We start from the raw sequence: 20,810 nt of genomic DNA on the forward strand, positions 1-20,810 counted from the left end.
TCGTCAACTGTTCGGGGCGGGGGGCTGGGGGCCGGCGTTGGTGGAAGGTGCTGTCGCGGAGCGTCGCGAGGAGCGCGTCGGGCGGAAGCCGGTCCCACGTTCTCGGAGGCGCGTTGCCGACCATCGCGGGCACCCGGACACACCCCCACGGGCCCGGTGCGACACCTTCTCATGCCGTCAACTCACCCTGACAGCCCCCAACTTCGCACCATGCGATGGTTTCCAGCCGTCGGAAAGGGCATGCGGCCCGGCGCATTGACGGACCCAGCGGCGCCGGATGCGCGGTCTCACACCCACTCTGCCCGGTGCCCCGCTGGTGCCGGCGGCCGATGAGGACATCACGTCAGTGGCCATGGAGTCCTACGGAGCCGGTTCCGGGAGAGCCTGGGCAGACTCCGCAGCAGCGCGTCCGCGTTGTGCGCGCACCAGCCGGTACAGCACCCCGATCCCCACGGTCACCAGCAAGAACAGCACCGTGAACCACTGGAAGTACCAGTGCCCGCCCGCCGGGTCGTACACCTCCGCGCGCGGCCAGGCCAGGTTGACGGTCATGACGAGGCCGTAGAGCAGGGCGAGGGCGTTGACCGGGACGCCCCAGCTGCCCAGGGAGAACAGAGGGCGGCCCGTCTCGTCGGTGCCGTTGGTGCCGTCGGAGGTGAAGCTGCCCCTCATGCGGCTCACCAGCAGCGGTCCCGTCACCATCGCGTAGGCCAGGTACAGCATGACGATGCAGGTGGTACCGATGGCGAGGAAGGCCTCCGGCGAGGCGAAGTTGAGGAGCAGGAGCGCCGCCGCGAGGACACCGACGACGACGGCGGGGGCGTTGGGCATGCCGGTGCGCGGGTTCACCTTGGAGAGTTGCCGGGCGAAGGGGAGCCGGCCGTCGCGGGACATCGAGAAGAGCATGCGGCAGGCCGCCGTCTGGATGGCGAGGGTGGCCACGGCGATGGCCACCACCACGTCGGCGAGCAGCACCCGGCCCATCCCGTCGCCCAGGCTGCTCGTCAGGACGTAACTCAGCCCGTCGACCGCGAGATGGCCGTCCGTGAGGCTGGGTGCGGCGAGCAGCCCGGCGAGCACGATCAGTCCGCCCAGCAGTCCTGCCGCACCGAGTGCGGCGAGGATCGTGCGGGGCGCGGTGCGGCGGGGATGGCGCGTCTCCTCGCTCATCTCGCCGGCGCTGTCGAAGCCGATCATCACGTACGCCGCTGTGAACGAGCCCACGAGGAGAGCCCCGAAAAGACCGGTGCTGCCCTCGGCCGCGTGGAACGTGATGCCGGGGGAGCGCTCGGAGTGGGTCAGCAGCAGCACGATGATCAGGACGGCGCCGATGATCTCGGCGGTCACGCCGACGCGGTTGATCACCGACAGCACACGGTTGTCCAGGACGTTGACGAGGGTCGTGAGGGCCAGAAGGATCACGCCGAGGACGGCCGCGTTGGCCGCTCCGGTGGCGGACGTGGGCGCAGGATCGCCGCCGACGAGCTGGAAGCCCGACCAGATCGCCGGCATCACCATCTGCAGCGCGAGGGCCGCCGCCGCGACCACCACGATCTGCCCGATCACCATGATCCAGCCGGCGAACCAGCCGAAGGTGGGGTTCGACAGGCGCGACGACCACTGGTAGATCGCCCCCGAGATCGGGTAGCGGGCGGCCAGTTCGGCGAAGCACGCGGCCACGAGCAACTGGCCGATCAGCACGGCCGGCCAGGTCCAGAAGAAGACAGGGCCGCCGAACGCGTACCCGAAGGCGAAGAACTGGAAGACGGTCGTCAGGACCGAGATGAAGGAGAACCCAGCGGCGAACGAGGCGTACCTGCCGAGGCTGCGATGCAGTTCCTGGCGGTAGCCCAACGCCAACAGGGAGCGCTCGTCGGATGATTCCGGGGGATCCGGGCGGACATCAGGGGGAGTGGTGCTCGTCATGGAGGCGACCTGCCTTCGCACAGCGCACGGGAGTTCCTGTCGGGCGACAGAAATTAGAGAGGTGCTGTTTCGCGGGCGTCACACAGTGATGTCTTGAGCGGGCCCAACTTCTCACGTCCTCACGACGTCTGGCCGAACGCGATACATCGTGTCCATTGACTCGGCTTCACTGGACGCGATATGTTCGTACACGGATATTCGGTGACGGAGCCTTGGGGAGGGGGTGGGCGTCGATGGCGGCCAAGCGTCGGAAGTTGGGCAATCCGCTGGCCCTGGCCGTGATGGTGCTGCTCATGGAGAAGTCGATGCATCCGTATGAGATCGCGCAGACCCTCCGCCGTCGAGGCAAGGACAGCAGCACGAAGATCAACTACGGCTCGCTGTACACCGTGGTGCAGAACCTCGAAAAGCACGGCTTCGTGGAGGTCGCCGAGGTCCAGCGGCAGGGCAACCGCCCCGAGCGCACCCTCTACGGGATAACGGAGGCCGGCCGGGAGGAGGCCACAGAGTGGCTCTCGGACCTGCTGGCGGTACCGGCCCGTGAGTACCCGATTTTCGAGACCGCGCTCTCCCTCGTGGGTGTCCTCCACCCCGACGAGGTGGCGCGTCTGCTCGAGGAGCGGCTCTCACGGCTGGAGGTGCAGGTGGCGAGCGCACGCGGCGCGCTGCAGAAGCTGTACGAGACGCTGCCGCGCCTCTTCCTGGTCGAGACCGAGTACCAGGCGCACATGGTCGAGGCCCAGGCGCAGTGGGTCCGTGGGCTCTTGCAGGAGCTCAATGACGGGTCGCTGCCCGGCGTCCAGGCGTGGCGGACGTTCCACGAGACGGGGGAGATGCCCCCGGAGTTCCAGGACTTGGAGGACCGCCCCATCGAGCAGTAATGACAGGAGAGCTCGAGCAGTGGCAACACGAGAAGTGGACCCCGGCAGAGCTGTTGCAGCAGCCCCGCCAGGGTCTCGAACCCCGAGCTGACTCCGCCGTGCGGCGGGCCGGGCGATCGAGGTGCGGCACACCCAGGATACCCGGCTCTCTTCATGTGGATCAGTTCGCGATCCGTTGGGTCATTCGCGATCCGGCGGATCGGACGCGATGCGTCGCTCGTACGGACGCCCGTACCGACGTGTCGTCATCCCGCTGGTCATGCGTTGTGACGTAGTGACAGGAGAGCAGTCATCATGAGTACCCGTGCGCCCGCAGTCGTGGCGCGTCAGCTGATCAAGACCTATCCCGGTGAGGTCACCGCCCTGCGCGGCATGGACGTCACCGTAGAGCCGGGCACCGTCTTCGGGCTCCTCGGGCCGAACGGCGCCGGGAAGTCCACCACCGTCAAGATCCTCACCACTCTGGCCCGCCCCGACTCGGGCAGCGCCGCGGTCGCCGGCCACGATGTTCTGCGGCACCCTGACCGGGTGCGCCGCGCGATCGGCGTGGTCGCCCAGAGTTCGGGCGCCGACCCGGTGTCCACGGGCAGGGAGAACCTGCAACTCCAGGGCAGGCTCTACGGCTTGAAGGGCGCCGAGCTGAACCGCCGCGTCGACGAGCTGCTGGCGCGGTTCACGCTCACCGACGCCGCGCGGCGCCCCGCCAAGACGTACTCGGGCGGCATGCGGCGCCGCCTCGACGTGGCGCTCGGACTGGTCCACCGTCCCCAGGTGCTGTTCCTCGACGAGCCCACCACCGGACTCGACCCCGAGGCCCGCACCGCGATGTGGGACGAGATCGCGCGCCTTGCCGGTGACGAGGGGCTCACCATCCTGCTCACCACGCACTACCTCGAGGAGGCCGACCGCCTCGCGGAGCGCATCGCCATCGTCGACCGGGGCCGGGTCGTGGTCGAGGGCACCCCCGACGAGCTGAAGGGCGAACTCCGCGGCGACGCCGTCCATGTGGAACTCCGCGAACCGCTCGGCGAAGCCGGTCGTACGCTGCTCAAGGGCGCCCTGGCCGGGCTCCCGGGCGTGCACGAGGTGCTCTTCGACACCGTGCGGTCCCGCGGGATCAGCGTCCGCGCCGACGACGGGGCGGCCGCGATGCCCGCGCTGCTCCAAGCGCTGGAGCGCGTGGGGGTCGCCGTGGCCGCCGCGACGGTCGCCCGGCCCTCGCTCGACGACGTGTACCTGCGCTACGCGGGCCGCCGTTACGCGCAGGCGGAGGCGGAAGCCGAGGGCGCCGGGGGGCGCGTCCTGGCTGGAGCGGGGGGCGCGCGATGAGCACGGCCTTCACCCAGACCTGGTACATGACCGAGCGCCAGCTCGTGGTGTTCCTGCGGCAGCCCGCGTATCTGCTGATCACGCTGATCCAGCCGGTGGTGTGGCTGTTCCTGTTCGGCAACCTCTTCAAGGAGGTCGTCGGACTCGGTGGCTTCGGCACCACCTCGTACCTGGACTATCTGGTCCCGGGCGTCGTCGTGATGAGCGCCCTCGGCTCCAACATGTGGGCGGGGATGACCACACTGGAAGAGATCCAGCGCGGGACGCTCAACCGCTTCCTGACCACCCCGGTCAGCCGGGCCGCGCTGATGAACGGCAACGTCGTGAGCAACGGACTGGTCACCGCCCTCCAGTCGGTCGTCATCGTGCTGCTCGGGCTGCTGGGTGGCGCCGACTACCCGGGTGGGATCGGCGGTGTCGTGGTGCTGGTCGCGGCCTCCGTGTTGCTGGGCACGATCTTCGCGGCGCTGTCCAACGCGCTGGGCATGCTCGTCCAGGAGCGGGAGTCCATCATCGGTATCAACACGTTCCTGATGCTGCCGCTGACGTTCCTGTCCACCGCCTTCATGACGGAGGACAGGATGCCCTCGTGGATGCGGCACATCGCCGACTTCAATCCGCTCAACTGGGCGATGATGGCGGGCCGTTCGGCACTGTCCGAGCAGCCCGACTGGGGTGAGGTGGCCGGTCGCGGGGGAGCACTTCTCGGGCTGGCCGTGGCGGCGGTGTGGCTGTCCATACGGACGTTCCGCTCGTACCAGCGGTCGGTGTAACCGTCGGTGCAGCGGCCGTTGCCGGCGTCAGTGAAGGACGACAGTCCTTCAGGAGGCGGCTGCCGAGCCCGCAGCCGCCTCCGGACGAGCGGTCGGCGGCGGTGGGCCGACCGGATGGCGTACCTGCCGGATCACGCGGTCGTGGTCACGCGGTCGTCGTCATGCGGTCGTGGTCACGCGGTCGTCGTCACGCGGCCGTGGTCACGCGCTCGCGGCCGGGCCCTCCGGCTCCTGCTCCTGCTCCACCTGCGCGTTCCACTCGCGCTTGGTCGCCTGCCAGTTGTCCTCGTTGTGCCCGAGCCGCCAGTAGCCGGAGATCGACAGGTCCTCGCGCGGAACCTGGCGCTCGACGCGCAGCAGTCGGCGCAGCTCCTTCACGAACCCCGCCTCGCCGTGGACGAAGGCGTGCAGGCGGCCCTCGGGGAACTCGAGCGCGCGGACGGCCTCGACCAGTGCCTCACCGGTGGGACGGTCGCCGCGGTGCAGCCAGACGATCTCCACGTCGGAGGCGATCTTCTGCTCCTCATCGGCGTCGGACACCTCGATGAAGGCAAAGGCCTTGGCTCCGTCGGGCAGCGCCTCCAGCGAGGCAGCGATCGCGGGCAGCGCGCTCTCGTCACCGGCGAGCAGATGCCAGTCGGCGTCCGGGTTCGGCGCGTAGGCGCCGCCGGGGCCCAGCAGCCGTACGACCTCGCCCGGCTGGACCCGAGCGGCCCACGGGCCGGCGAGGCCCTCGTCGCCGTGCACCACGAAGTCCAGGGTGAGCTCGCGCAGTTGGGGGTCCCAGGCGCGTACCGTGTACGTCCGGGTCACGGGCCACTGTTCGCGCGGGAACTCCGCACGGATCCGCTCCATGTCGAAGGGCTCCGGGTAGGTCACGCCGTCCGGGCCGAAGAGCAGCTTCACATAGTGGTCGGTGCTGCCCCTCGTGGCGAACTCGGCGAGCCCCTCGCCACCGATGACGACACGCTGCATGTGCGGCGTCAGCCGCTCGGTGCGGACGACTCTCGCGGAATGGGGCTTCGGGGCCCTGCGTACCGGACGCTCTGCCATGGCGGCCTCCCAAATACCTAGCTAAGGCTTACCTAAGTTAGCACCTTCTCCCCGGCGACACCTCACGCTTTAAGCGTTGATGACCACGGGAGGTGTGGAGCCGCCCCCCAGGTGCCCCCTCACGCCCCGGGTACCGCGCGAAGACAGCACATACCCCGGTCAGGTCCGAAGCGTCGTGAGCAGTCGCTGCAGCGAACCGCCCAGGCCCCAGCGCGTGGCGAGCTGGTCCAGCTCCTCCGGGTCCCGCGGTTCGCGCGGGAGCGCCGTGTCCACATCGGGCAAGGGTACGTCGGCGGCGACCTGGACGACCTTGGGGGCGACCGCGACATAGGGCCGTGACTCGTCGAGCCGCCTGCGCTGGGACGGCGTGAGCTTGGCCGACGGGTCGTCGACCGCCGCCATGATCCCGGCCAGGTCCCCGAACTCGGCCAGCAGCTTCGCCGCCGTCTTCTCGCCGATGCCCGGCACTCCGGGCAGCCCGTCGCTGGGGTCGCCGCGCAGCAGCGCCAGATCCGCGTACCCGCCGCCGCCCACCCCGTACTTCTCGTGCAGCACCGCCTCGTCGGTGAGCTGCAGCGTGCCCACGCCCTTGAGCGGGTACAGCACGCGGACCCCGCGGGCGTCGTCGACCAGCTGGTACAGGTCGCGGTCGCCGGTGACGATGTCGACCGGGCCCTTCGCCCGAGCCGTGAACGTGCCGATCACGTCGTCCGCCTCGTACCCCTCGACGCCCACTCGGGCGATGCCGAGCGCGTCCAGGACGTCCTCGATGACCGGCACCTGGGGCGACAGCGTGTCCGGCACCTCCTCCTCGTCCGGGCCCGCCTGGCGCTCCTCGGCCACGCGGTGTGCCTTGTAGGAGGGGATCAGGTCGACCCGCCGCTGCGGCCGCCAGTCCGCGTCCATACAGGCCACCAGGTCGTCGGGCCGGTGGTCCTTGACCAGGCGGTCGATGAAGTCGAGCAGTCCGCGCACGGCGTTCACCGGGGTGCCGTCCGGGGCCTTCACGGAGTCGGGGACCCCGAAGTAGGCGCGGAAGTACAGCGAGGCGGTGTCGAGGAGCATCAGGCGTCGGGTCACCTTCCGCATCATGCCGTACGGCACCGACAGGCAGTGTCCGAGCAGCCCCGACGACGTGCCGAAGGTCGAGGTGAAGAGCTTGTGAACTGGGACACGCACGCGTTTGTCCTGCTCGGGTGTGGGCAGGTGCGCGCCCGGAGCAGGGCCGGTTGCGTCTTCAACCACGCTGGCCGAGCGGATCCGCCGGAACGCGGACGGCGCCCGGGCGCAGGGCGCCCGCACACCGGGCCCGGCGGGCGGACCCCGCCGCGCTCCACGGCCCGCTAGCGGGGGAGACGGGCCGTCCAGCTCACGAGACGAGAGGTATCCGTGTCATCCAGACTTGAGGCCGAGAACCTGTACAAGGTCTTCGGCAGACGACCCGACGAGGCTGTGGAGCGGCTCCGCGGCGGAGCCGACCGCGAGGAACTGCGCGCCGAGGGCACGACCGCGGCCGTGATCGACGCCTCCTTCATGGTGGAACCCGGCCAGATCTTCGTCGTCATGGGCCTCTCCGGCTCCGGGAAGTCCACGCTGCTGCGGATGCTCAACGGGCTGCTGGAGCCCACCGCGGGACAGGTGCGCTTCGACGGCCAGGACCTCACCGCGATCGGCGACCGCGAGCTGCGCGAGGTCCGCGCGAAGAAGATCAGCATGGTGTTCCAGCACTTCGCGCTGTTCCCGCACCGCAGCGTTCGCGAGAACGCCGCCTACGGCCTGGAAGTGCAGGGCGTGCCCCGCGCCGAGCGCGAGCACCGCGCCGACGAGGCGCTCGCCCTGTGCGGCCTGGCCGGCTGGGAGGCGTCCTGGCCCGACGAGCTGTCCGGCGGTATGCAGCAGCGCGTGGGCCTGGCCCGCGCCCTCGCCACCAACGCCGACCTGCTGCTCATGGACGAGTCGTTCAGCGCCCTCGACCCGCTGATCCGCCGCGACATGCAGGACCAGCTGCTCGACCTGCAGAAGACCCTCAAGAAGACCATCGTCTTCATCACGCACGACCTCAACGAGGCCATGCGTCTGGGCGACCGCATCGCCGTCATGCGCGACGGCCGCATCGTCCAGACGGGCACCGCCGAGGACATCCTGATCCGCCCGGCGGACGACTACGTGGCCTCCTTCATCCAGGACGTCGACCGCTCCCGCGTGCTCACCGCGGGCGCCGTCATGGACCGGGAGGTCAGTGGCGACGAGGCGGACTGCGGCTGCGAGACGGCGACGCCCGACACCCCGTTCACCGAGCTGTGCGCGATCAGCGCCCGTCTGACGCATCCGGTCGCGGTCCTCGACGGGAAACGGAAACTGGTGGGAGTCGTCACAGGACAACGCCTCGTCGGCTTCCTCGGCGACGAGCAGACCGCCCCCGTGGCCTGCGACTCCCCGCGGAGCACCGACGGCGGCAAGGCGGTGGCCCGTGCCTAGGATTCCTCTCGGCGACTGGGTCAACGACACGGTCGACTGGCTGCTCGGCCACATGGCCTGGTTCTTCGATTTCCTCAAGAGCGTTTTCGTCGGTACCTATGACGGCATCGACGCCGTCCTCCAGGCGCCCGAACCCCTGCTGCTCGCGGGTATCTTCGCCGTGCTCGCCTTCTGGCTGCGCGGCACGCCGGCCGGTGTCCTCACCTTCGCGGGATTCGCCTTCATCGACTCCCTGGAACTGTGGGAGGACGCGATGGTCACCCTGTCGCTCGTCCTCGTCTCCACGATCATCGCGCTGGTCGTGGCCGTGCCGGTGGGCATCTGGGCCGCGCGCTCCGACCGGGTCAGCGGGCTGGTCCGGCCACTCCTGGACTTCATGCAGACGCTGCCCGCGATGATCTACCTGATCCCGGCGATCCTGTTCTTCGGCACCGGCGCCTCCGCGGGCATCGTCGCCACCCTGATCTTCGCGCTCGCCCCCGGCGTGCGCATGACGGAGCTGGGCATCCGCCAGGTCGACAAGGAACTGGTGGAGGCCGCCGAGGCGTTCGGCACCACACCCCGCAACACACTGCTGCGGGTCCAGCTGCCGCTCGCGTTGCCCACCGTGATGGCCGGTGTCAACCAGGTCATCATGCTCGGTCTGTCCATGGCCGCGATCGCCGGCATGGTCGGTACCGGCGGCCTCGGCGGCGACGTCAACGAGGCCATCGGCCAGCTCAACGTGGGCCTCGGCTCCGAGGCCGGTGTCGCCATCGTCATCCTCGCGATCTACCTAGACCGCATGACCAACGCCCTGGGCACCCAGGTCTCCCCGCTGGGCCGCCGTGCCGCCGCCAAGGCGCGTGCCGCCCACGGCCTGAGGATCTGGTCCTACCGGCCCCGCCCGCAGGTCGCCGTGATCGGTGTCGTGATCCTCGCCCTCGTGGCGGGCGGCATGGGCATCTTCGGCGGCGGTGACAGTAGCGGCACCACTCCCGTCGCCAACAGCAAGGACGTCGGCCAGGGCAAGAAGGTCACCATCGGCTACATCCCCTGGGACGAAGGCGTCGCCTCCACCTTCCTGTGGAAGGAGATCCTCGAGGAGCGCGGCTTCCAGGTGGACGCCAAGCAGTTCGAGGCCGGTCCGCTCTATACCTCCCTCGCGGCGGGCAACGTCGACTTCCAGACCGACGCCTGGCTGCCGACCACTCACGAGCAGTACTGGAAGAAGTACGGCGGCAAGATCGACGACCTCGGATCCTGGTACGGCCAGACCTCGCTGGAGCTGAGCGTGCCGTCGTACATGAAGGGCATCGACTCGCTGGCCGACCTCAAGGGCAAGGCCGCCACCTTCGGCGGGAAGATCACCGGCATCGAGTCCAGCGCCGGCGAGATGGCCCTGCTCAAGAGCAAGGTCCTCAAGGAGTACGGCCTCGACAAGGAGTACAAGGTCGTCGACAGCTCCACGCCGGCGATGCTGGCCGAGCTCAAGCGGGCCTACAGCAAGAAGGAACCGATCGTCGTCACGCTCTGGTCGCCGCACTGGGCGTACAACGACTACAAGCTGAGGAAGCTCAAGGACCCCAAGGGCGCCTGGGGCAAGGGCGACGGCGTGCACACCGTGGCCCGCAAGGGCTTCGCCGACGAGAACCCGGCCGTCGGCAAGTGGCTGAAGAACTTCCAGATGCGCGAGGAACAGCTCACCAGCCTGGAAGCCGAGATCAACAAGGCGGGCGAGGGCAAGCAGCAGGACGCCGTGCGCGCCTGGCTGAAGCGGAACCCGGGCCTCGTCGACAAGCTGGCCCCCGTCGCGGGCGGCGGCGGGGCGAGTCCGGCCGAGGCCAAGCGGCCCATCGACGTGGCCTGGTTCCCCTGGGACGAGGACATCGCCGTCACCTACCTCTGGAAGAACGTCCTGGAGCGGCGCGGCTACAAGCTGAACCTCAAGCAGATGGACGTCGGCCCGGTCTACACCGGCCTCGCTTCCGGCGACCTCGACCTCAACTTCGACGCCTGGCTGCCGTACGCGCAGAAGAACTACTGGGACAAGAGCAAGGACAGACTCGCCGACCTCGGCACCTGGTACGAGCCGACCTCGCTGGAGGTCTCGGTGCCCTCGTACGTCAAGGACGTGAAGTCCTATGAGGACCTCAAGGGCAAGGCCGACCTCTTCAACGGGAAGATCATCGGCATCGAGCCGGGTACCGGCGAGATGAACCTGCTCAAGACCAAGGTCCTTCCCGGCTATGGCCTGGACAAGGAGTACGAGGTCGTCGACGGTTCCACGCCCGCGATGCTCGCCGAGCTCAAGCGCGCCTACGCCAAGAAGCAGCCCATCGCCGTCGTCCTCTGGTCGCCGCACTGGGCGTACAGCCAGTACGACCTCACCAAGCTGCAGGACGACAAGAAGCTCTTCGGCGAGGGCAACACGATCCGGACCATCGCCAACGAGAAGTTCCCCGAGCAGTACCCGCAGCTCACCAAGTGGATCAAGAACTTCAAGATGAGTGAGGACGAGCTCGGCAGCCTCGAGGCCGAGATCAACAAGCGCGGCCAGGGGCACGAGGAAGAAGCGGTCGCCGCCTGGCTGAAGGAGCACCCGGACATGGTCGACCGGATGACCCCGCAGTAAGCCGCCCCAAGGGAGCCGCTCGAAAAGGTGGGCCCCGCCACACGCCCGGACAGCGTGCGGCGGGGCCCACCCCTTGGTTCATGGCCGGGGACGTGTGCCCCCGGGATCCGACCCGCCGCCAGGACGTCCGCGTCGGCGCCAGCGGTCGTCGCTCGCCGCCGGCCGCACCGGCGACTGCGTACTGGCGTACGAGAAAGATCCGGCCAACCACGTCGAGGTCCTCGGCTGGGCCGGCCGCAGAGCCCCGCTGACCGGGAACACGGAACCTGGGTACGACGCGCCGCCCAACCTCTCCCGCTGCGGCGAGAGCGGCCGGCCGTCGTCGGCCGGTGGAGCTGTCGAGGCACGGAACGTCAAACCTTCACTACTCTGCGCTACTTCACAACCTGGCAGGCCACGGCGGACAATCGACCCGACCGTGCCCTCGAAGCCGGGGGGCCGGCGGCACCGCCTGCGACCGTGCACGCCCACGGCTGACCGACGTCGCGACGTCGGGCACCGGCGGGTGTCTGCCTGGGATGCGGCAACCGGACGGGCCGTTCGGCCCGGCCTGCGCACCCACGGCGGCAGCAAAGCCGGTGCCGGCCCGTTCGTGCCCTCCACACCGACCAGAAGGGCGCCCCGTGCCCCTGGTCAGCCTCTTCGTCCGATGGGAGGGTCCGACGGCGGGGGAGGCGGGACAGCCTCTCCGCTGGCGAGAACTGTGACCCTGACCGCCACTCGACATGACGGCGATGTGACGGGCGCATGAAACGGTTTGCCGAATATGCGTAGGGTGCAGAGAACTCATCAGAGGAAGTGCGCGGATGAGTCGCGGAACAGTGGTGTATCAGTAGCGGCTGTACCAAGTGGAGCAGCCGTGTCAGTCAGCGGCGGACCGACGAGCGAAGGAGGGAGCCGGAGCGATGGGCGACCACAAAGAACAGCCCCTTCGGGTGGGCGCGGCCGTCCGGCGGCGGCGCCGGACACTGGAGCTCACTCTCGCCGTCGTGGCCGAGCGCAGCGGCCTGTCGGTCCCCTTCCTCAGCCAGGTCGAGAACGAGCGGGCCCGCCCCAGCAAGCCGTCCCTGGAGCGCATCGCCGACGCGCTCCGCACGACGGCCGTCGAACTGCTCGCCGCGGCCGACCCGGCGTGCAGCGTCGACGTGGTGCGCGCCGACACGGACGCCTTCGCGCCGACCGGGTCCCATACGCGCTCCCTGGTGCGGGGACACCACCAGCTGCACGCCTTCGAGGTCACCGGCGACCACGACGAGGGCCGGGAAGTCCAGCACCGCAACGACGAGTTGATGTACGTGGCCGACGGCGCCGTCGAGGTCGAGGCGGAGGGCCGCGCCCACCGGCTGGGGCGCGGTGACACGCTGTACCTGACGGGCGGCGTACGGCACCGCTGGCGGGCCACGGTGCCCGACACCCGGGTCATCGTGGTGGCCGTTGCGGACCACATCGAGGCCCTGGAGGACCGGCACCGGCGCGGTACGTGATCCGTCGTGCCGGTCGTGCCGCGTGTCGTCTCCCTCGTCCCCTCGCTGACCGAGGCCGTGGCGCTCTCGGTGCCCGGCGCGCTGGTCGGCGCCACCGAATGGTGCACCCATCCCGCGGATCTGGGCGTCGTACGGATCGGCGGCACCAAGAACCCGAAGACCGACCGGGTCATCGCTCTGTCCCCCGATCTGGTGATCGCCAACGAGGAGGAGAACCGCGAGCCCGACCTGACCGCCCTGCGGGAGGCGGGCGTCGAGGTCCTCGTCACCGAGGTACGGGACGTCCCGGGGGCCTTCCGCGAGCTGGAGCGGGTGCTCCGGGCGTGCGGTGCGCCGACGAGGCCGCGGTGGCTGGACGAGGCGGAGGAGACCTGGTCCCGGCTGCCGTCCCCCGACCGCCGTACGACCGCCGTGGTGCCGATCTGGCGACGGCCCTGGATGGTCCTCGGCCGGGACACCTTCGCGGGCGACGTGCTGGCGCGACTCGGCGTGGACAACCTGTACGCGGCGCACGCGGACCGTTATCCCCGCGTCCCCGTCGAGGAGCTGCGGGCCGCCGGGCCCGATGTCGTCGTCCTGCCCGACGAGCCGTACCGCTTCACCGCGGACGACGGGCCCGAGGCGTTCGCGGGGCTGCCGTGCGCACTCGTCAGCGGGCGTCATCTCACGTGGTACGGGCCGTCGTTGGCGGAGGCACCGCGGGTGCTGGGCGAGGCGCTGCGCGCGGCACACCGCTGACCTGGGCCCCCACCAGCGAGTTCACGCCGAGCCGGACATAAGCTGGCTTTATGGGCAGCAAGAGCAGGGCTGAAGAGCAGGAGGGCGGGGGTGCCGCGCCGCGGGGCGGGCTCGCGCACCGGGTGCCGGACCTCGGCGCGCTGGAGCTGTTGCTGGCCGTGGCGCGGCTCGGATCGCTCGGGCGGGCCGCGCGGGAGCTGGGGATCACCCAGCCGGCGGCGAGCAGCCGGATCCGTTCCATGGAGCGGCAGCTGGGCGTGGCCCTGGTCGACCGGTCGCCCCAGGGCTCGCGGCTCACGGACGCGGGCGCGCTGGTCACGGACTGGGCGCGGCGGGTGGTGGAGGCGGCCGAGGCGTTCGACGCGGGGGCGCAGGCGCTGCGGGACCGGCGTGACTCCCGGCTGCGGGTCGCCGCGAGCATGACGATCGCGGAGTATCTGCTGCCGGGGTGGCTCATCGCGCTGCGCGCGCAGCGGCCGGACACGGCGGTGTCGCTGCTCGCGGGGAACTCGGCGGTCGTCGCGGAACGGTTGCTGGCGGGGGAGGCGGACCTGGGGTTCGTGGAGGGCGTGAGTGTGCCGACGGGTCTGGACTCGGTCGTCGTCGCTCATGACCGACTGATCGTGGTGGCCGCGCCGGGGCATCCATGGGCGCGGCGCCGTAAGCAGCTGGAGGCCGGTGAGCTCGCGGCGACGCCGCTGATCCTTCGTGAGGAGGGTTCGGGTACGCGGCAGGTGCTCGACGCGGCGCTGGGGGGTCTGGCGCGGCCGTTGATCGAGCTGTCCTCGACGACCGCGGTCAAGGCCGCGGCGGTGAGTGGGGCGGGGCCTGCCGTGCTGAGCGAACTCGCCCTCGGTGAGGAACTGTCCGCCCGGCGCCTGGTGAGTGTTCCGCTGGACGGCGTCCACCTGCGGCGGGCCCTGCGGGCGGTGTGGCCCACGGGGCATCGGCCCACGGGACCGGGGCGGGATCTGCTGGCGCTGACTCGGAGCCGGGCGGCGGGGTGACGCTGCCGCGGGCCCACCGAGCGTTTTCTCGCCCCCGCCGCTCCTACCCGTCCCATCACCAGGTGCGCTGCCCCTTCGACCCCGCACGGGGCTCCGCCCCGGACCCCGATTCGGGGGCGCTGCCCCCGGGCCCCCGCTCCTCAAACGCCGGAGGGGCTGATCTTCAGGCGGCGGGGGCGAGGAAAAGCAGTGGAGACCGCCGCGCTCCAACCCCCACGATGCTGAACATGACCTTCCCCGCCCAACCCGCCCCACCCGCCACAGGCGTCCGGGCGCCCTGGCAAGCGCTGCCCACCACGGTGCGCGCCGCCGTCGCGGACGTGCTCGGCGCGCCCGTAGCGCGGGCGGTCACCCAGACGGGCGGATTCTCACCCGGCGTGGCCGCACGGGTGACCACGGCCGAAGGACGACGGGCGTTCGTGAAGGCGGTGAGCGCCGAGGCCAACCCGACCAGCCCGGGCATGCACCGCGAGGAGGCACGGAACGCCGCGGCCCTGCCCCATCACGTCCCCGCGCCCGCGCTCCTCGGCTCGTACGACGACGGCACCTGGGTCGCGCTCGTCTTCGAGGACGTGGCGGGCCGGCAGCCGCACGTCCCCTGGCACGAGCGCGAGCTGGCACGCGTACTGGACGCCGTGGCGGAACTGAGCCGGGTGCTCACGCCCGCGCCCTTCGACGGCCCGACCGTCGTCGAGGACCTGGCCGACAACTTCCGCGGGTGGCAGCAGATGATCGACGACGGGGACGGCGGAGAAGGGCTCGACCCCTGGACCGTGAGCCGTCTGCCGGACCTCGCCGAACTCGCCGCCTCCTGGACGTCCCTCGCCGGCGGCGACACCCTCGCCCACTGCGACCTGCGCGCCGACAACATCCTGCTCACGGAGGACGGGCGCGTCGTCTTCGTCGACTGGCCGCACGCACGGCGAGGGGCCGCGCCCTGGTTCGACCTGACGCTCATGCTGCCGTCCGTGCGGGCACAGGGCGGCCCCGATCCGGAAGAGGTGTTCGCCGCGCATCCGCTGGGGCGGGACGCCGAGCCGGACGCGGTCACGGCGACCCTCGCGGGCTTCGCCGGGTTCATGATCAGAAACTGCCGGCAGCCACCGCCACCCGGCCTCCCGACCCTGCGCGCCTTCCAGCGGGCGCAGGGCATGGCCGCACTCGAGTGGCTCAGGAAGCGGATCCGGCGGAACGGATGAGGGCGCGCATCACCCGCGTGTCCTCGCCCATCTCCGGATGCCACTGGACGCCCAGCACCCAGGCCGCCCGACCGGGCAGCTCGACCGCTTCCACGGTGCCGTCCGCCGCGTGAGCCGAGGCGACGAGCCCCTCGCCGAGGCGGTCCACCGCCTGGTGGTGGTACGTCGGCACGGCGTTCCCCTCGGGCACGGTGTCCGCGTACAGGGTGCCCGGCACGGGCTTCACCGTGTGGTTCCCGAACACGCCCACCTGCGTGACATGGCCGTGCAGGTGCTGGACCAGCGTTCCGCCGAGGGCCACGTTGAGGAGCTGCATGCCGCGGCAGATCCCCAGGAGCGGAGTACCGGCGGCCAGAGCCGCGCGGATCAGGGCGAGCTCCCAGGCGTCGCGTTCCGGCGCGGGCGGGCCGGTGCGGGGGGAGCGCTCGGCGCCGTAGTGCGAGGGGTCGACATCCGGGCCGCCCGCGACCACCAGGCCGTCGAGGCGGGCGACCGTCTCGGCGGCGTACGACGGATCGTCCGGCGGCAGCATCGCGGCCAGCCCGCCCGCCGCCTGGACCAGTCGCGGGTAGCCGACCGGCAGCAGCGCGGCCTCCAGCTCCCAGACGCCCCAACGGGCGCCGGACTCCAGATACGTACTCACACCGATCAGCGGCCTGGCCACGCGGTTCTCCCTCGTGCTCGAAGAGGACGTGCCCTCAATGGGATACGTTCATACCTTTGCCGGGACGTACGACGAAAAGCAAGCGCCCCCGGCGTCGAGGGCCAAGCCCCCTGACCCCTCACGCCAGGAACCCCCGCAACAGCGCCGCCGTCCCCGCGCAGTGCTCCCGCATCATCTCCCGCGCTCCGTCCGCGTCACCGTCCAGCACCGCCTCGACGATCGCGCCGTGCTGCCGCTGCGAGTGCTCCAGGTTCCTCACCAGCAGGGGGATGCAGTCCAGCAGGTCGTTGACCGACGCGCGGACGGCCGCGTACTGGGCCGTGAGGGACGGGGAGCCGCTCAGCTCCGCGAGCGTGAGGTGCAGGAGGGTGTCGAGCCGGCGGTACTCGGTCAGGGGCGCGTCCTGGGTGCGGACGAGCGCCTCGCGGAGACGGTCCGCCGGCTCGCCGGACAGGCCGTGGGACGCGCACAGCCCCACCGCGCCCACTTCCAGGACCTCGCGGAAGCGCAGCACGTCCTCGATGTCGATCTTCTCCGTGCGGCGGCGCAGCTCGTCCTCGCCGCCCGCGTCGGTGCGGGGGAGCACGAACGTCCCGCCGTACCGTCCGCGCCGTGACTCCACCAGCCCCTGGTCCTGGAGCACCTTGAGGACCTCGCGGAGCGTGACCCGGCTGATCCCGAGCCGCTCGGCCAGCTCCCGCTCGGCGGGCAGCCGTTCGCCGCCGGGCACGAGGCCGAGCCGTACGACCTGGAGGATCTGCTCCAGGGCCTCCTCGAAGCCGTTGCCCGCCCGCACCGGACGCAGCACCGGGGCCAGCCCGTCGCCCGGGCCGCCATCAGGATTCACCGACATCCGGCCGTGCCCCCTTCCCAAGCAATGGTTCTCCGCAATACCTTATGGCTCTCGGTCCGGGTGAAGAAGCCGAAAGAAGCCGCAGGAAGCCGCAAGAAGTCAGAAGAAGCCGGCACAGGCAAGCGAGCCCGGCCACGCCGCGCGGACAGGCGCGACGAAGCCCGAAGGAGGCCCTCCCGTGGCAGACCGCACACCCCCGCTCACCGTCGAGGAACTGCACGCCCTCGTCGCGGGCGGCGAGATCGACACTGTCGTCCTGGCCTTCCCCGACATGCAAGGGCGCCTCCAGGGCAAGCGGTTCGCCGCGCGTTTCTTCCTCGACGAGGTGCTCCAGCACGGGACGGAGGGCTGCAACTACCTGCTGGCCGTCGACACCGAGATGAACACCGTCGACGGGTACGAGATGTCCTCCTGGGACCGGGGCTACGGCGACTTCGCCATGCACCCCGACCTGAGCACCCTGCGCCGGGTGCCCTGGAACGAGGGCACGGCGATGCTGATCGCGGACCTCGCCTGGAACGACGGCTCACCGGTCGTGGCCGCCCCCCGGCAGATCCTGCGCCGCCAGCTCGACCGCCTCGCCGAACTCGGCTACACCGCCCAGGTCGGCACCGAGCTGGAGTTCATCGTCTTCAAGGACACCTACGAGCAGGCCTGGGACGCGGGCTACAGAGGGCTCACCCCGGCCAACCAGTACAACATCGACTACTCGGTGCTCGGCACGGGCCGTATCGAGCCGCTGCTGCGCCGCATCCGCAACGAGATGCAGGGCGCGGGGCTGACCGTCGAGTCGGCGAAGGGCGAGTGCAACCCCGGCCAGCACGAGATCGCCTTCAAGTACGACGAGGCCCTGGTCACCTGCGACCAGCACGCCATCTACAAGACCGGCGCCAAGGAGATCGCCGCCCAGGAGGGCGTGTCGCTCACCTTCATGGCCAAGTACAACGAGCGCGAGGGCAACTCCTGCCACATCCACCTGTCGCTGGCGGACGCCGACGGCACCAACGCCATGGCGGGTTCCGCGGACGACCCCGGCGGCATGGCACCCGTCATGCAGCACTTTCTCGCCGGGCAGCTCGCCGCGCTCCGGGACTTCTCGCTGCTGTACGCGCCCCACATCAACTCCTACAAGCGGTTCCAGCCGGGATCGTTCGCACCGACCGCCGTCGCCTGGGGGTACGACAACCGGACGTGCGCGCTCCGGGTCGTCGGCCACGGCCGCTCCATGCGCTTCGAGAACCGGCTCCCGGGCGGCGACGTCAACCCGCACCTCGCCGTCGCGGGCCTGGTCGCGGCCGGGCTGTACGGCATCGAGCAGAAGCTGGAGCTCCCCGGGGCCTGTCCGGGGAACGCGTACACCGCCGAGTACGCGCATGTGCCCACCACCCTGCGCGAGGCCGCCGAGCTCTGGGAGAACAGCCCCATCGCCAAGGCCGCCTTCGGCGACGAGGTGGTCGCGCACTACCGCAACATGGCGCGCGTCGAGCTGGAGGCCTTCGACGCCGCGGTGACCGACTGGGAGCTGCGCCGCTCCTTCGAACGCATGTGAGAGGTCCCCTCTTGTCCGAGCAGTCCGAGCAGTCCGAGCAGTCCGAGCAGTCCGAGCAGTCCGAGCAGTCCCAGCACGAGCAGTACGAGCACGAGCCCCAGGCACTCCAGGTACTCAACCCCGCTACCGAAGAAGTCGTCGCGACCGTCCCCGCCGCCACCGCGCAGGACGTGGAGGCGGCCGTCTCACGGGCCGCCGGGGCGCAGACCGAGTGGGCCGCCCTGGCCCCCGGTGACCGCGCCCGGCTGCTGCGCCGCTTCGCCGCCGTCGTGGACGGGCACCTGGAGGAGCTGGCGCGGCTGGAGGTCCGCGAGGCCGGCCACACCGTCGGCAACGCCCGCTGGGAGGCGGGCAACGTCCGTGACCTGCTCGACTACGCGGCCGGAGGCGTCGAGCGCCTGACCGGACGCCAGATCCCGGTCGCGGGCGGCCTCGACGTCACGTTCCACGAACCCCTCGGTGTCGTGGGCGTGATCGCGCCCTGGAACTTCCCGATGCCCATCGCGGCCTGGGGCACCGCCCCCGCGCTCGCGGCCGGCAACGCGGTCCTCCTCAAGCCGGCCGAGACGACCCCGCTCACCGCGCTCCGCCTCGCCGAACTCGCCCTGGAGGCAGGGCTCCCGGAGGGGCTCTTCCAGGTGTTGCCCGGCCACGGGCCCGTCGCGGGCAACGCCCTCGTCGAGCACCCCGGCGTCGCGAAGATCGTGTTCACGGGGTCGACCGTAGTGGGCAAACAGGTGCTGGCGAAGGGCTCGGCCCTGCTCAAGCGCGTCACGCTCGAACTCGGCGGCAAGAGTCCCAACATCGTCTTCGCCGACGCCGACATCGAGGCCGCCGCGGCCGCCGCCCCCATGTCGTTCCTCGACAACTCCGGTCAGGACTGCTGCGCCCGCACCCGCGTCCTCGTACAGCGGTCCGTGTACGACCGGTTCCTCGACCTCCTCACGCCCGCCGTCGAGTCGGTCCTCGTCGGCGACCCGGCGGACGAGAACACCCAGATGGGCCCGCTGATCTCCAAGGTCCAGCGGGACCGCGTCCGTTCGTACGTCGACCCGGACGCGCCCGGCATCCGAGGCAAGGCCCCCGAAGGCCCCGGCTTCTGGTTCCCGCCCACCGTCCTGACCGGCGTCGAGCCCCACGCGCGCGTGGCCGTCGAGGAGGTCTTCGGCCCGGTGGCCGTGGTCCTGCCCTTCGAGGACGAGGCGGACGCCATCCGGCTGGCCAACGACACGCCGTACGGCCTCTCCGGCTCCCTGTGGACCCGTGACATCGGCCGGGCGCTGCGCGTCTCCCAGGCCGTCCGCGCGGGCAACCTGTCCGTCAACTCCCACTCCAGCGTCCGCTACTCGACTCCCTTCGGCGGCTTCAAGCAGTCGGGCATCGGCCGCGAGCTCGGCCCGGACGCGCTCACCGCCTTCACCGAAACCAAGAACGTCTTCATCAGCACGGAAGGCCCCGCACAGTGACTGACGAAATCATCTGCCGCCGCCTCGTCGGCCGTACCGCCGTCATCACCGGCGCCGGCAGCGGCATCGGCCTCGCCACCGCGCGCCGGCTCGCCTCCGAAGGGGCCCACGTGGTCTGCGGCGACGTCGACGAGACCCGCGGCAAGGCGGTCGCCGACGAGGTCGGCGGGATCTTCGTGAAGGTCGACGTCACCGACGCCGAACAGGTCGAGGCGCTCTTCCGGACCGCGTACGACACCTACGGCAGCGTCGACATCGCCTTCAACAACGCGGGCATCTCCCCGCCCGACGACGACTCCATCCTGGAGACCGGCCTGGAAGCCTGGAAGCGGGTCCAGGAGGTCAACCTCACCTCCGTGTACCTGTGCTGCAAGGCCGCGATCCCTTACATGCGACGGCAGGGCAAGGGCTCGATCATCAACACCGCGTCCTTCGTGGCCCGCATGGGCGCGGCGACCTCCCAGATCTCGTACACGGCCTCCAAGGGAGGTGTGCTGGCCATGTCCCGCGAGCTGGGCGTGCAGTTCGCGCGTGAGGGCATCCGCGTCAACGCCCTGTGCCCGGGCCCGGTCAACACTCCGCTCCTCCAGGAACTGTTCGCCAAGGACCCCGAGCGGGCCGCCCGCCGTCTGGTGCACATCCCGCTCGGGCGGTTCGCGGAGGCCACCGAGATCGCGTCCGCGGTCGCGTTCCTCGCCAGCGATGACTCGTCCTTCGTCAACGCCACCGACTTCCTGGTGGACGGCGGCATTTCGGGCGCGTACGTCACGCCGCTCTAGGAACGAGACGGTCACAC

The 20,810-nt window shown here is 70.7% G+C and carries 17 protein-coding genes; 12 read left to right on the plus strand and 5 right to left on the minus strand.

Translation table 11 applies throughout. The features are described from left to right. Nucleotides 1-360: 360 nt before the first annotated feature. Entirely contained in the window at nucleotides 361-1,926 is a 1,566-nt protein-coding gene (locus tag AB0959_RS29750; RefSeq protein WP_366829706.1) for an amino acid permease, read from the minus strand. A gap of 233 nt (nucleotides 1,927-2,159) precedes the next feature. Here AB0959_RS29750 and AB0959_RS29755 point away from each other — a divergent pair, with 233 nt between their 5' ends. The 3 genes from AB0959_RS29755 to AB0959_RS29765 all read left to right on the plus strand — a co-directional run bounded on the left by AB0959_RS29755 (nucleotide 2,160) and on the right by AB0959_RS29765 (nucleotide 4,909). Then, nucleotides 2,160-2,807 (plus strand): PadR family transcriptional regulator, encoded by a 648-nt coding sequence (locus tag AB0959_RS29755; protein ID WP_366829707.1) that lies wholly within the window; start codon nucleotides 2,160-2,162, stop codon nucleotides 2,805-2,807. Nucleotides 2,808-3,101: 294 nt separating this feature from the next. Next, nucleotides 3,102-4,136 (plus strand): ATP-binding cassette domain-containing protein, encoded by a 1,035-nt coding sequence (locus tag AB0959_RS29760; protein WP_366829708.1) that lies wholly within the window; start codon nucleotides 3,102-3,104, stop codon nucleotides 4,134-4,136. Beyond that, entirely contained in the window at nucleotides 4,133-4,909 is a 777-nt protein-coding gene (locus tag AB0959_RS29765; protein WP_366829709.1) for an ABC transporter permease, read from the plus strand. The genes AB0959_RS29760 and AB0959_RS29765 overlap by 4 nt, the downstream gene beginning before the upstream one ends. 201 nt (nucleotides 4,910-5,110) lie before the next feature. Here AB0959_RS29765 and AB0959_RS29770 read toward each other — a convergent pair whose 3' ends face one another. Both AB0959_RS29770 and AB0959_RS29775 read right to left on the minus strand, forming a co-directional pair. Continuing rightward, nucleotides 5,111-5,962, minus strand: coding sequence for a siderophore-interacting protein (locus AB0959_RS29770; protein ID WP_366829710.1), 852 nt, complete (start codon nucleotides 5,960-5,962; stop codon nucleotides 5,111-5,113). Between the two features lie 159 nt (nucleotides 5,963-6,121). Continuing rightward, the gene (locus tag AB0959_RS29775) at nucleotides 6,122-7,066 is read right to left on the minus strand and encodes a 5'-3' exonuclease (protein WP_366829804.1); all 945 of its coding nucleotides are present in this window, start codon (nucleotides 7,064-7,066) and stop codon (nucleotides 6,122-6,124) included. A gap of 285 nt (nucleotides 7,067-7,351) precedes the next feature. Here AB0959_RS29775 and AB0959_RS29780 point away from each other — a divergent pair, with 285 nt between their 5' ends. The 6 genes from AB0959_RS29780 to AB0959_RS29805 all read left to right on the plus strand — a co-directional run bounded on the left by AB0959_RS29780 (nucleotide 7,352) and on the right by AB0959_RS29805 (nucleotide 15,482). Further along, entirely contained in the window at nucleotides 7,352-8,440 is a 1,089-nt protein-coding gene (locus AB0959_RS29780; RefSeq protein WP_366829711.1) for a glycine betaine/L-proline ABC transporter ATP-binding protein, read from the plus strand. Continuing rightward, a complete protein-coding gene (locus tag AB0959_RS29785; RefSeq protein ID WP_366829712.1) occupies nucleotides 8,433-11,054 on the plus strand; it encodes an ABC transporter permease/substrate binding protein in 2,622 nt (873 codons plus the stop codon). The genes AB0959_RS29780 and AB0959_RS29785 overlap by 8 nt, the downstream gene beginning before the upstream one ends. A gap of 905 nt (nucleotides 11,055-11,959) precedes the next feature. Next, complete coding sequence (locus AB0959_RS29790) at nucleotides 11,960-12,538, plus strand: XRE family transcriptional regulator (protein WP_366829713.1); 579 nt, start codon at nucleotides 11,960-11,962, stop codon at nucleotides 12,536-12,538. 6 nt (nucleotides 12,539-12,544) lie between these two features. After that, nucleotides 12,545-13,276 (plus strand): helical backbone metal receptor, encoded by a 732-nt coding sequence (locus AB0959_RS29795; RefSeq protein ID WP_366829714.1) that lies wholly within the window; start codon nucleotides 12,545-12,547, stop codon nucleotides 13,274-13,276. A 50-nt stretch (nucleotides 13,277-13,326) separates the two neighbouring features. Then, on the plus strand, nucleotides 13,327-14,283 hold the full coding sequence (locus AB0959_RS29800; RefSeq protein ID WP_366829715.1) for a LysR family transcriptional regulator: 957 nt from the start codon (nucleotides 13,327-13,329) through the stop codon (nucleotides 14,281-14,283). Between the two features lie 227 nt (nucleotides 14,284-14,510). Further along, a complete protein-coding gene (locus AB0959_RS29805; protein ID WP_366829717.1) occupies nucleotides 14,511-15,482 on the plus strand; it encodes an aminoglycoside phosphotransferase family protein in 972 nt (323 codons plus the stop codon). Here the strand turns inward: AB0959_RS29805 and AB0959_RS29810 are convergent. Further along, nucleotides 15,454-16,146, minus strand: a complete 693-nt coding sequence (locus tag AB0959_RS29810) for a gamma-glutamyl-gamma-aminobutyrate hydrolase family protein (RefSeq protein ID WP_366829718.1) — start codon at nucleotides 16,144-16,146, stop codon at nucleotides 15,454-15,456. The two genes, AB0959_RS29805 and AB0959_RS29810, sit on opposite strands and share 29 nt — an antisense overlap. Before the next feature lie 118 nt (nucleotides 16,147-16,264). Next, complete coding sequence (locus AB0959_RS29815; RefSeq protein WP_366829719.1) at nucleotides 16,265-16,999, minus strand: FCD domain-containing protein; 735 nt, start codon at nucleotides 16,997-16,999, stop codon at nucleotides 16,265-16,267. 178 nt (nucleotides 17,000-17,177) lie between these two features. On the opposite strand from AB0959_RS29815, the gene AB0959_RS29820 reads away from it, so the two are divergent. The 3 genes from AB0959_RS29820 to AB0959_RS29830 are packed head-to-tail and all read left to right on the plus strand — an operon-like array spanning nucleotide 17,178 to nucleotide 20,793. Next, nucleotides 17,178-18,548 carry a glutamine synthetase family protein gene (locus AB0959_RS29820; protein WP_366829720.1) on the plus strand — a complete coding sequence of 457 codons (1,371 nt, stop codon included), beginning with the start codon at nucleotides 17,178-17,180 and terminating at the stop codon, nucleotides 18,546-18,548. An 11-nt stretch (nucleotides 18,549-18,559) separates the two neighbouring features. Then, on the plus strand, nucleotides 18,560-20,014 hold the full coding sequence (locus AB0959_RS29825; RefSeq protein ID WP_366829721.1) for an aldehyde dehydrogenase family protein: 1,455 nt from the start codon (nucleotides 18,560-18,562) through the stop codon (nucleotides 20,012-20,014). Continuing rightward, nucleotides 20,011-20,793, plus strand: coding sequence for a 3-oxoacyl-ACP reductase (locus tag AB0959_RS29830; RefSeq protein WP_366829722.1), 783 nt, complete (start codon nucleotides 20,011-20,013; stop codon nucleotides 20,791-20,793). Before AB0959_RS29825 ends, AB0959_RS29830 begins: the two co-directional genes overlap by 4 nt. The last annotated feature ends 17 nt before the right edge of the window (nucleotides 20,794-20,810 follow it).

Origin of the sequence: Streptomyces sp. NPDC046862 (genome assembly GCF_040704615.1) — a bacterium.
GTDB lineage: Bacteria > Actinomycetota > Actinomycetes > Streptomycetales > Streptomycetaceae > Streptomyces.

Coding starts and splice junctions, on each gene's coding strand:
- AB0959_RS29770 (WP_366829710.1), bottom strand. CDS start 5,962: ATGGCAGAGCGTCCGGTACGCAGGGCCCCGAAGCCCCATTCCGCGAGA.
- AB0959_RS29805 (WP_366829717.1), top strand. CDS start 14,511: ATGACCTTCCCCGCCCAACCCGCCCCACCCGCCACAGGCGTCCGGGCG.
- AB0959_RS29790 (WP_366829713.1), top strand. CDS start 11,960: ATGGGCGACCACAAAGAACAGCCCCTTCGGGTGGGCGCGGCCGTCCGG.
- AB0959_RS29815 (WP_366829719.1), bottom strand. CDS start 16,999: ATGTCGGTGAATCCTGATGGCGGCCCGGGCGACGGGCTGGCCCCGGTG.
- AB0959_RS29765 (WP_366829709.1), top strand. CDS start 4,133: ATGAGCACGGCCTTCACCCAGACCTGGTACATGACCGAGCGCCAGCTC.
- AB0959_RS29760 (WP_366829708.1), top strand. CDS start 3,102: ATGAGTACCCGTGCGCCCGCAGTCGTGGCGCGTCAGCTGATCAAGACC.
- AB0959_RS29750 (WP_366829706.1), bottom strand. CDS start 1,926: ATGACGAGCACCACTCCCCCTGATGTCCGCCCGGATCCCCCGGAATCA.
- AB0959_RS29800 (WP_366829715.1), top strand. CDS start 13,327: ATGGGCAGCAAGAGCAGGGCTGAAGAGCAGGAGGGCGGGGGTGCCGCG.
- AB0959_RS29755 (WP_366829707.1), top strand. CDS start 2,160: ATGGCGGCCAAGCGTCGGAAGTTGGGCAATCCGCTGGCCCTGGCCGTG.